The following is a 9,895-nucleotide window of genomic DNA, read 5'->3' as shown; positions in this document are numbered from 1 at the left end:
CCCACGAGCACCGGTCCGTGAAGGCCTCCTTGAGGGACCCAGAGTCCCTCAAGGAGGCCTTCACGGACTTGGCACCAGGAAGAGGGACGCCTTGGCCGAGTGCCGAAATCAGGCCAGCAGCTCCTGCAGTTCGGTGATCGCCGTGGCGAGTTCCGTCGCGAACAGCTCCATCTCGTGCGCCACGTGTTTCGGCGTGCACAGGTACAGATTGAGCGAGTCCGGCAGCAGCACGTACGCGACGCCGATGCACTGCGGGCTGGTCGACCCGAACCCGAAGTACCGGATGTTCACCGACGGCGCCGAGCTGGTGCTCAGGTAGTCGTTGCGCATCTTCAGCCAGCCCGGCGACGAGTACAGCGACGGCGACTCTTCCACGCCCCGCCGCTTCTGGATCAGCTGAAGCTCCCACAGGTGCTGCTCCGGCGCGTCGCCCGCCTGACACTCCTTCGCCCGCGTGACGTGCTTCGCTGCCGCCGCGCGGAAAGCCGCCTGACGTGTCTGCCGGTCGGCCTCCGGATCGTTCATCACCCGCACGAACCACAGCACCTCGGGCGTCACCACGCGCATCGCTTCGGTACGCCCGTTCCGGTACTGCCGAGTCGCGATCGACTCGTACGTCGCGCCGGTGATCCCCTTCGCCCGCTTGTGCGCGAGCTGGTACGCCATCTGCGCGAAGCCGTCGGGGGACATCCCCAGCTCCTTCGCCCGCTTCGCGCCGAAGTCGGTGAAGGACACCGTCTTCGTCGCGGTCGCGCCGGCGTACTCGGCGAAGGCCGCGGCCGCCGCGCGAGCGTCTTCGCGGAGGGCGTCGCCCAGGACGAACTCGATCACCTCGGACGCCGGGACGCCGTCGGCGGGCGGCCGCTCCAGCCGCGTCCCGCTGAGCAGCGCGTCGGTGAACCCGAGGATCGTGGTCCCGTCCAGCTCGCAGTGCTCGACGTTGATGCCCGCCGTGCCGTCCTCGAACACGATCAGCGAGACGGCCTTGTCGAACCAGCGGTTGCCGCTGTCGCCGTGCAGCAGCTTGTCGCACGCCTCCTGCGTGTCCGCCGGGGTGAAGTCCTCCAGGCACAGGCAGAACAACGCCGTCTCGATGTCGTCGAGCGCGGCCGCGTTCCCGGCGGCCAGCAGCGCCTCACGCGTCGCCGCCCACTCGGCCCTGACCTTGGTGGTGAAGTGCCCGGCGGCGGTCTGCGGATCCTCGACGAAGCTCCCGGACTTCACGATCGCCTGCAGCCCCGCGACCAGCTGTTCGGGGGAGTACGGGCGGCCGTCCGGCGCGATGACGTCCATCCGGAACGGGGTGTCGCGGTGGAAGACCACGATGTGCCGCGCCCTCGACGGCCCCGGCCAGTCCTCGCGGTACGGCGTGCGCGCCGTGTCCTGCACGGCGCCCGGGATCCGCGTCGCCGAGAACAGGAACTTGTGCTGCACCATCGACTGCGGCTGCCCGCGCAGCACGATCGGCGGCACCAGTTCCTCGTCGAGCTTCAGCTTGTAGTCCACCGCCGACGCGGCCAGCTCGGCCGCGCGCTCCAGCTGTCCCAGCGTGGACTCGGAGAACAGGAAGAAGAAGTTCGCGTTGAGCGCGATCCGATCGCGGCGGCCGAGGTAGCGGTACGGCCAGAAGGTGTCGAGCCAGCTGCGGACGTCCTCACGGCCGTCGTACGCCTCCAACGTGCTCTGGAGCTCGTGCGCCGGGCTTCCTTCCGCGAGGAATTCGGTGACGGCGCCTTCGGTCTCCGCGAGTTCCCCGGGGGTGAGCAGCGGCGAGCACCACTCGAGGAACCGGCGGCAGGTGTCCTCCAGGCTGGGGACGGGGACCCTTGGCAGGACGTCCTCGTTGCCGAACGTGCGGGTGGACGGTTCCGGACTGCTCACGATCATCCTTGATCTCGAAGGGGAAGGGCGTTCAACGCGGCGGCGAGCTCGCCCGCCGCGCCGTTCGGGCGGGAGACGAACAGCCGCGCGTACAGCCGGCCGTCGTCCTCCAGCCCACGCGGGTCGACGCCCGCGACGGACAGATTGTCCAGGATCTGCGTCTGTTCCTCTTCCGAGGCGAACTTCCGCTGCCGGAAGACGCCGTCGATCCCGGCGGTCTCGTAGCCGAGTTCCCCGAGGCTGTCGGCGACCGGGCCGTAGGAGAACATCCGGAGGACGAAATGCGCCATCCAAGGCCGGTTTTCGCGCGCGATCCGGACGAGCGTCTTCTCGGTGACGTAGCCGACGCAGCCGGTCGAGACGACGATGTCGACGCCGGCCAGCAGCGCGCGTTGCTCCTCTGTCGGGTCTTCGTTCTCCAGGTCCGCGTGGATCGCTTCGTCGATGAAGCCCGCGGCGAGCGCGTAGTCCAACGCGGGCTCGGAGGCGTCGAGACCGATGAAGCGGACCTCGTCGCCGACGGCGAGCCTCTCGACCATCCCGCGGTCACGCGCGATCAGGTCGTCCCGGCTCAGCGATTCGGTGGACGCGTAGTGGTCGTACAGCCGTTCCATCGAGGTGTCGCATCTGTGCAGCGCCGCGTTGACGCCGTAGGAGCAGCCGAGGTCGAGCACGGTCGGGACCTCGACGCCGGCCTCCGAGCGGTACTCGTCGATCAGTTTCGCGAAGTAGGCCTTGGCCTGCTGCGGGATGCCGTAGTCCAGTCTGCGCAAGGTGCCGAAGAAAGCACGGGGATCAGGCTCGGTGTAGATGTCGTCGAAATTGATCTTGCCGGTCGAATCCAAAGGCACGGCCAAGCTCCTGACTTAGTCGAGCAGCTCATCGCCCCGGACCGCCGCGGAAGCGACGTGTTCCGGCAGGACCCGGCCGAACAGCTGTCTCGTCCGTTCCGGACTGCCGATGACCCCGGGGCGCTCGCTGTACGCGAAGATCGCGGAATGGCGGGCGACTGCCCCTTCGACACTACTCACGCGGTGCAGGGCGAAGCGTCCGCGAAACAGCTGAAGATCGCCAGGACGCAGAGTGAGTCGTCGGATCAGGTGATCCCCTTCGCCCGCGAGGACGGCACGGACGTCGTCGAAGTTCTCCCCCGACTCGGTGCGGATGTTCGGGCAATATTCGAACACACCGCCTTCGGCCGCTTCCTGCGTGAGCATGCTGACGGTGTAGGAGTTGGTGTCGAAATGCCACGGATGCGAGCGGCCCGGTTCGATCACGTTGAGCACCAGACCCGACAGCGGGTCGGCGAGTTCGTGCAACGCGGGGAGCTCGAAGCAGTCGGCGACGAACTTCTGGAACTCGGGGCTCGTGTACAGCTGCTGGATGACCGCGTTCGCCGGGATCCGGTCGCGCGCCACGAAGGCGTTGCCGCGCTCCATGATCGTGCGGCCGGGATGGTCTTCCGGTAACGGAGTGTCGATGGCGATGTTGTAGGCGTTGACGCGTTCGACCTTCGCGTACGCCTCCGGAGCGATCCTCGCGCCTTCCTGGCGGAGGACGTCGCGGAGCTCCGGACGGATGAAGTCGGCCAGCACACTGCAGCCCGTTTCCCGCAGTTCGGCGCGGGTCCGGGAAACGATTTCGCGCCACGCCGGGCTTCCCGGTTCGGAGAGCGGATAGCGGGCGGTGTCGGCAACTTGGACTGCGCTCGCGGTCATCGACGTCCTCTCGGCTGCCCGGAAGTGATTCTCGGGTTTAGCACAGAAAACGTCCACGACTCCCGCGCCTTGTGAGCGGGGACACACGGAACGTGACAGCCCCCTGACCCGGGTTGTACGCGGGTCAGGGGGCCGTCACGGACTTTTCGTCAGCTGGTGACAAGCGGCAGCAGCGGCCGGCGCACCGCGGTCGCGACGCCGTCGGACGCCTGGGCCGCGGCGATCCGCTCCGCCGTCGGCGTGCCGTACTCGGTGGTGCGCTGCCGCAGCGGACGGCCCAGCGGTTCGACCATCGCGCGCATGTCGCTGATCGTCTTGTACGACCCGTTGGCCGCCCCCGCCATCCGGCTGATCGTCTCCTCCATCAGCGTCCCGCCGATGTCGTTGACCCCGCCCTGAAGCACCGCGCGGCTGCCCTCTTCGCCGAGTTTCACCCAGGAGCTCTGGATGTTGTCGATCATCCCGTGCAGCAGCAGCCGGGCCAGCGCGTGCACCGCGCGGTTCTCGCGCAGCGTCGTGCCCGCCCTCGCCAGCCCGGCGAGGTAGATCGGGGAGCTCTGGTGGATGAACGGCAGCAGCACGAACTCGCTGAATCCGCGCCGCCCGTTGCGCTCCATGCCTTCCCGCTGCAACTTCGCCAGCAGCTTCAGGTGCCCGACCCAGTGCGCCGGGGTGTCGACGTGGCCGTACATCATCGTCGACGTCGTCGTGATGCCGAGCTTGTGCGCCGTGGTGACGACGTTGATCCACTCCGACGTTGGCAGCTTGCCCTTCGTCAGCACCCAGCGGACGTCGTCGTCGAGGATCTCCGCGGCCGTGCCCGGCAGCGAGTCGACGCCGGCTTCCTTCGCCCTCGCCAGCCAGTCCTCGATCGAGAGGTTCGTCCGCGAAGCGCCGTTGACGACCTCCATCGGGCTGTACGAGTGCAGGTGGATGTCCGGCTGACGGCGTTTGACCTCGGCCGCGAGGTCGAAGTACGCGGTACCCGGCAGATCCGGGTGGATGCCGCCCTGCATGCAGATCTCGGTCGCGCCTGCGGCCCACGCCTCGTCGACCCGGTCGCCGACCTGCTCCAGCGAGAGTGTGTACGCGTCGGCGTCCGTGCGCCGCTGGGCGAACGCGCAGAAGCGGCACCCGGTGTAGCAGACGTTGGTGAAGTTGATGTTCCGCGTGACGACGAAGGTGACGTCGTCGCCGTTCACCTCGCGCCGCAGGTCGTCGGCGATCTTGGTGAAGGCGTCGAGCTCCGGCCCGTCGGCGTGCAGCAGCGCCAGCGCCTCGTCGTCCGACAGCCCGGCGGGGTTCTTTTCCGCGCTGCGCAAGGCATCTCGGATGTCGGTGTCGAACCGCTGCGGCCCGCTCTTGATGTTGCCCTTGATCTCGTCCCAGTCGCCGTAGACCGAGTCGAAGTCGCTGCGGCGGTCCTCGGTGCGCCCGACGGTGTCGACCTCGACGTGCAGATCGGTGCGCCCGGCCTCCTTCCAGCCGCCGTCCGGCTCCTGCCACGGGATGCCCACCGGGATCGCTTCTTCGATCGCCAGCCCGGTTTCGGTCTCGGTGAGCGGCGCGAGGTGCGCGTTCATCCGCGGGTCCAGCCACGGCTCGCCGGTCTTGACGTACTCCGGGTAGATCGGCAGCCGCTCGCGCACGGTGAAGCCGAGCGCCTCGGTGCGGCGCTTGAGCTCGTCGATCTGCGGCCACGCGCGTTCGGGGTTCACGTGGTCCGGGGTCAGCGGGGAGACGCCGCCCCAGTCGTCGATGCCGGCGTTCAGCATCAGCTCGTACTGCTGGCCGATCAGGTTCGGCGGTGCCTGGATGCGCATCTTCGGCCCGAGCACGAGCCGCGCGACGGCGATGGTCGCGGCGAGTTCTTCGAGGTCGGCGTCCGGGGTCGCGCGCATCTTCGTGTCCGGTTTCGCGCGGAAGTTCTGCACGATGACTTCCTGGATGCCGCCGTAGGTCTTCGCGACCTTGCGGATCGCGAACAGCGCGTCGGCGCGTTCCTCGAAGTTCTCGCCGATGCCGATCAGGATGCCGGTGGTGAACGGCACCGAGCTGCGGCCGGCGTCCTCCAGCACCCGCAGGCGGACGTCGGGGTCCTTGTCGGGCGAGCCGTAGTGAGGGCCGCCCTTCTCGGTGTAGAGCCGCTTCGCCGTCGTCTCCAGCATCATGCCCATCGACGCCGAGACCGGCTTGAGCCGCTGGAAGTCCTGCCAGGTCAGCACGCCCGGGTTGAGGTGCGGCAGCACACCGGTCTCTTCGAGGACCCGGATCGCCATCGCGCGGACGTAGGACAGCGTGTCGTCGTAACCGTGCGCGTCGAGCCAGTCCTTAGCCGCCGTCCAGCGGTCTTCGGGACGGTCGCCGAGGGTGAACAGCGCTTCCTTGACGCCCATCGCGGCACCCTTGCGGGCGATGTCGAGGACCTCGTCGGGGGAGAGGAACGGCGATTCGACGCGGCCGGGAACGGTCGCGAAGGTGCAGTAGCCACAGCGGTCCCGGCACAACCGGGTCAGCGGGATGAACACCGAACGGCTGTAGGTGACCACGCCCGGGCGGCCCGCCGCGACGAGACCGGCGTCCCGGATGCGGGAGGCGTGCTCGGACAGCGTCTTGAGGTCGTCGCCGCGAGCCTGGAGCAGGATCGAGGCTTCGGTGAGGTCCAGGGTCTTCCCGTCGCGGGCCCGGGCGAGCGCACGGCGCATCGCCGAGGTGGTGGGGGCGGTCGCGTCAGCAGGGGATGCCATTCCCGCACGCTATGGCCGGACTCGCTCCAGCTGCCAGTGCGCATCCCGCCACCACGTCACCCGTGTGGGTGCGCTCACTGTTCGCGCTGGTCAGAGCGCTTTGTTCGTTGCCGATCACGGGGCCGGGGTGTATTACCTAAAGTGTGGCTTCGGTGATCGGCAAGAAGGTCGGCGGGCGGACGTACTACTACCTCGTCACCTCCGCCCGGGTCGACGGCGAGCCCCGGGTCGTCTCCCAGCGCTACCTCGGGACCGCCGAGGAGATCGGGCGCGCGATGGACGGCGACGTCTCCGCGCCCGGCGAAGCGCGGCACCGGACCTTCGGCGACGTCGCGGCGGTGTGGGCGACGCTGCGACGGCTCGACTTCGTACGCCGCGTCGACGACGCCGTCGGAGCCCAGCGCGCCGCGACCACCTTGGGGACGCACCTCGCGCTGGCCGTCCTGCACCGCGCGACAGCCCCCGAAACGCAATTAGCCGACTGGTGGCGCGACGGCGTCGCCCGGGAATTCGTCCAAGCGGACCTTCCGAATCACTGGCGGGCGTTGCAACGGCTCACGCCCGAGCGGATCTCGCGGATCGAGACCGCCGTCGCCGACGCGGTGCTCTCCTGGCTGGGGACGGGGAACGCCGCGCTCGCCGTCGACGTCCCGCAGTTCGCCACCTTCAGCACGGCCGACCCGTGTCACTGCGAACTCGCCGGACTCGGCCTGGTCGTGACCAAGGACGGCGCGATCCCGCTGGCGTCGCACGTGTACCCGCGGGAGGGGGCGCCGCCGTTCGCGGCGCTCGCCGAGGAACTCCGCTCGCTGTATCCCGTCACGCTGGTCTTCACGGCGGGCCAAGCGGCTCAACTGGACCTCGGACGGCATTTCGTCGGCGCGTTGCCGCTCGCGGACCATCCGGACCTGCTGGCGAAACCGGCGTCCGCGCGCAAGCCCGTCGACCCGGAGCGCTTCGCCGGGCTGACCGCCTTCGACACCAGGGCCGTGGTCGCGGGCGTACGGCGGCGCGTGATCCTGACCCATTCGGACACCCTGCACAACGCGCAGGCCAGGGCTTTCGGCGAGGAACTGGGCACCGCGACCCGCGAGCTCGCCGGCTTCGACGCCGCGCTGGCCTCGGGTACCTATAGAGGTGACCGGGGCCAGGTGAACGCCGAGATCGCGCGGATCACGCGCGGCCGCCGCGTCGAACGGGTGCTTTCGCCCTCGCTCAGCGGCACCAGGCCGGGCGAGATCCGGCTGACCTGGAAGGTCGACGACGCCGCCGTCTCGCGGCTGCACGACGAGTACTTCGGCAAGCAGGTGCTGGTCACCGACCACGACTGGCCGGTGTCCGAGGTCGTCACGGCGTATCGGGCGCGGACGCACCTCGACTCGACGTTCCGCTGGCTGACCGGTCCCGCCGTCGCCGGCCCCGCCCCGCGCTGGGACTGGACGCCGCACCGGATCGCGGTGCACACGCTGGTCACGGTGCTCGCGTCGACGGTCACGCACCTCATGCGGCGCGAGGCCGACCGCGCCGGGATGAACCTGTCCGTCCGCGAACTGATGGACAGTCTCGCGGGGATAGGGGAGACGGTGCTGCGGTATCCGTCCACCGGCGGCCGCCCGCGGACGCGGCGCCTGCTGACCGAGCGGAGCCCGGAACAGCAGGCGCTCTTCGACCTCTTCGGGCTCAGCTCTCTCGGTGGATATGGAGAGCGGAGAAGCTCTGGACCACCGGCATCAGCTCGATGACGTTGATGTTCACGTGCTCCGGCTGCGAAGCCGCCCAGAAGACGGACTCGGCCACGTCCGCGGCCGTCAGCGGCGTCGTGCCCTTGTAGACGTTGTCGGCCTTGCTCTGATCACCCTCGAACCGGACGACGGAGAACTCGGTCCCGCCGACCAGGCCCGGCTCGACGTTGGTCACCCGGACACCGGTGCCCTGCAGGTCCGCGCGCAGGTTCAGGCTGAACTGGTGCACGAACGCCTTGGTCGCGCCGTAGGCGTTGCCGCCGGGGTAGGCGTAGGTGCCCGCGACCGAGCCGATGTTGATCACGTGCCCGCGGCCGCGTTCCACCATGCCGGGCAGCAGCGCGCGGGTGAGGTGCGCGAGACCCTTGATGTTGGTGTCGATCATCTGGTCCCAGTCGTCGAGCTTCGCCCGGTGAGCGGGTTCGAGCCCCTTCGCGAGGCCGGCGTTGTTGACCAGCAGGTCGACCTCGGCGAACCCGTCGGGCAGTGTGCCGGGGAGCGCGGCCACCGCGTCGGCGTCGCGGACGTCCAGCTCGATCGGCAGGACGTTGTCACCCAGCTCGTCGGCCAGCTTGTCGAGCCGGTCCTTGCTGCGCGCGGCCGCGACGACCTTGGCGCCGTCCGCGGCGAACCGGCGGACGATCTCGACGCCGAACCCGGCGCTGGCACCGGTGACGAAAACGGTCTTCTGGGGCATCAGTAGTTTGTCTCTTTCAAGAACCGTGCGAACACGTCGTTGAACTCTGCCTCGCGTTCCAGGTTAGGCATGTGCGCGGCGCCTTCGATCACCGCCAGGGTGGAGCCGGGGATCAGGTCGCGCATGAGCTCGGCGTCCGCGACCGGGGTGAACTCGTCCTCGGTCCCGACGACGATCAGGCTCGGCACCTTCACCCTGGTGAGGCTGTCCCGGTAGTCCGGCCGCTCGGCCCGGCCCCTGAGCGCGGCCGCCGCTCCTTCCCCGGGTGTCGTGCGCATCATCTGTAAGACGTGCGCCGCCACGTCCGGCATGGTGCGGACGTTGTCCGGGGAGACCATCTTCGTGAGGACCTCGTCGGCGTACCAGCCGATGCCCTCGGCGAGGACGCGGTCCGCCGTCTCGTTGCGGACGCGTTTGCCGTCTTCGGTCTCCTCCTGTGGGGAGGTGTCGGCGAGCAGGAGCCCGGCGACGCGTTCGGGGTAGGTGCGGTGGAACTCCATGACGATCTGCCCGCCCATGGAGAGGCCGCCGAGCACGAAGCGCTCGAGACCGAGGTGATCGGCGAGGCGGGCGATGTCCTTGGCGAAGACGTCGAGTCCCGTCTTCGTGCTTTGCGCGGGGAGGGTGGTCTCGCCGTACCCGCGGAGGTCCGCCGTGACGACCCGGTAGCCCTCTCGGCTGAACCGGTCGGCCTGGGGACGCCACATCGAACGGTTGAAGGGGTGGCCGTGGACGAGGACGACGGGCAACCCGGTGCCGAGGTCGTCGTAAGCGACGGAGATGCCGTCGAGTTGCGCAGTGCTCATGAGCCCGACGCTAATCGGAGCAATCGGCAGGATCAATACGGTGCAATGTACTCGGAGCAATGTTCTTGCCCGGGAGTTCACCTGGGTTCCCCTCCGGCGATCACCGCGTGATCGCCGGGTCCAGGCTCTTTTATGGCCTCTGACCTGCGCGAACGTCGTTAAGGTACCCCCCTGTTTTCGGGGGTTTCCGGCCATGTAAAGTTCTCTTCGTCGCCAGGGAAACCGGGTGGCCGACCGGGACACGAACCAAGCTCTCGCCTCAGGCGATTGAGTGGGTGTCCCACCAAAAACTGCTAGAAATGAC

At 68.8% G+C, this 9,895-nt stretch carries 7 protein-coding genes; 1 reads left to right on the top strand and 6 read right to left on the bottom strand.

Translation table 11 applies throughout. The features are described from left to right. Positions 1-108 precede the first annotated feature (108 nt). The 4 genes from AB0N89_RS40425 to AB0N89_RS40410 all read right to left on the bottom strand — a co-directional run bounded on the left by AB0N89_RS40425 (position 109) and on the right by AB0N89_RS40410 (position 6,346). Positions 109-1,887 (bottom strand): choline/carnitine O-acyltransferase, encoded by a 1,779-nt coding sequence (locus AB0N89_RS40425; RefSeq protein WP_364216850.1) that lies wholly within the window; start codon positions 1,885-1,887, stop codon positions 109-111. Further along, on the bottom strand, positions 1,884-2,726 hold the full coding sequence (locus AB0N89_RS40420; protein WP_364216853.1) for a class I SAM-dependent methyltransferase: 843 nt from the start codon (positions 2,724-2,726) through the stop codon (positions 1,884-1,886). The genes AB0N89_RS40425 and AB0N89_RS40420 overlap by 4 nt, the downstream gene beginning before the upstream one ends. Positions 2,727-2,747: 21 nt before the next feature. Continuing rightward, positions 2,748-3,599, bottom strand: a complete 852-nt coding sequence (locus tag AB0N89_RS40415) for an arpA protein (RefSeq protein WP_364216847.1) — start codon at positions 3,597-3,599, stop codon at positions 2,748-2,750. Positions 3,600-3,748: 149 nt separating this feature from the next. Further along, entirely contained in the window at positions 3,749-6,346 is a 2,598-nt protein-coding gene (locus tag AB0N89_RS40410) for a bifunctional FO biosynthesis protein CofGH (RefSeq protein WP_364216844.1), read from the bottom strand. 143 nt (positions 6,347-6,489) lie between these two features. Between AB0N89_RS40410 and AB0N89_RS40405 the strand changes: the two genes are divergently transcribed. Then, positions 6,490-8,088 (top strand): transposase, encoded by a 1,599-nt coding sequence (locus AB0N89_RS40405; protein ID WP_364216841.1) that lies wholly within the window; start codon positions 6,490-6,492, stop codon positions 8,086-8,088. Here the strand turns inward: AB0N89_RS40405 and AB0N89_RS40400 are convergent. Both AB0N89_RS40400 and AB0N89_RS40395 read right to left on the bottom strand, forming a co-directional pair. After that, positions 8,027-8,785, bottom strand: a complete 759-nt coding sequence (locus tag AB0N89_RS40400) for an SDR family oxidoreductase (RefSeq protein WP_364216838.1) — start codon at positions 8,783-8,785, stop codon at positions 8,027-8,029. The two genes, AB0N89_RS40405 and AB0N89_RS40400, sit on opposite strands and share 62 nt — an antisense overlap. Next, positions 8,785-9,591, bottom strand: a complete 807-nt coding sequence (locus AB0N89_RS40395; RefSeq protein WP_364216835.1) for an alpha/beta fold hydrolase — start codon at positions 9,589-9,591, stop codon at positions 8,785-8,787. Before AB0N89_RS40395 ends, AB0N89_RS40400 begins: the two co-directional genes overlap by 1 nt. Positions 9,592-9,895 lie beyond the last annotated feature (304 nt).

It is taken from the genome of Amycolatopsis sp. NPDC089917 (assembly GCF_040684635.1).
Classification (GTDB): Bacteria; Actinomycetota; Actinomycetes; order Mycobacteriales; family Pseudonocardiaceae; genus Amycolatopsis.
Note: the sequence above shows the minus strand (reverse complement) of the source record. Positions and strands in the feature narration are given on the sequence as shown.

What these genes read in the sequence shown, in the direction of transcription:
- AB0N89_RS40400 (WP_364216838.1), bottom strand. Translation starts at nt 8,785, where the DNA reads ATGCCCCAGAAGACCGTTTTCGTCACCGGTGCCAGCGCCGGGTTCGGC.
- AB0N89_RS40415 (WP_364216847.1), bottom strand. Translation starts at nt 3,599, where the DNA reads ATGACCGCGAGCGCAGTCCAAGTTGCCGACACCGCCCGCTATCCGCTC.
- AB0N89_RS40425 (WP_364216850.1), bottom strand. Translation starts at nt 1,887, where the DNA reads ATGATCGTGAGCAGTCCGGAACCGTCCACCCGCACGTTCGGCAACGAG.
- AB0N89_RS40395 (WP_364216835.1), bottom strand. Translation starts at nt 9,591, where the DNA reads ATGAGCACTGCGCAACTCGACGGCATCTCCGTCGCTTACGACGACCTC.
- AB0N89_RS40410 (WP_364216844.1), bottom strand. Translation starts at nt 6,346, where the DNA reads ATGGCATCCCCTGCTGACGCGACCGCCCCCACCACCTCGGCGATGCGC.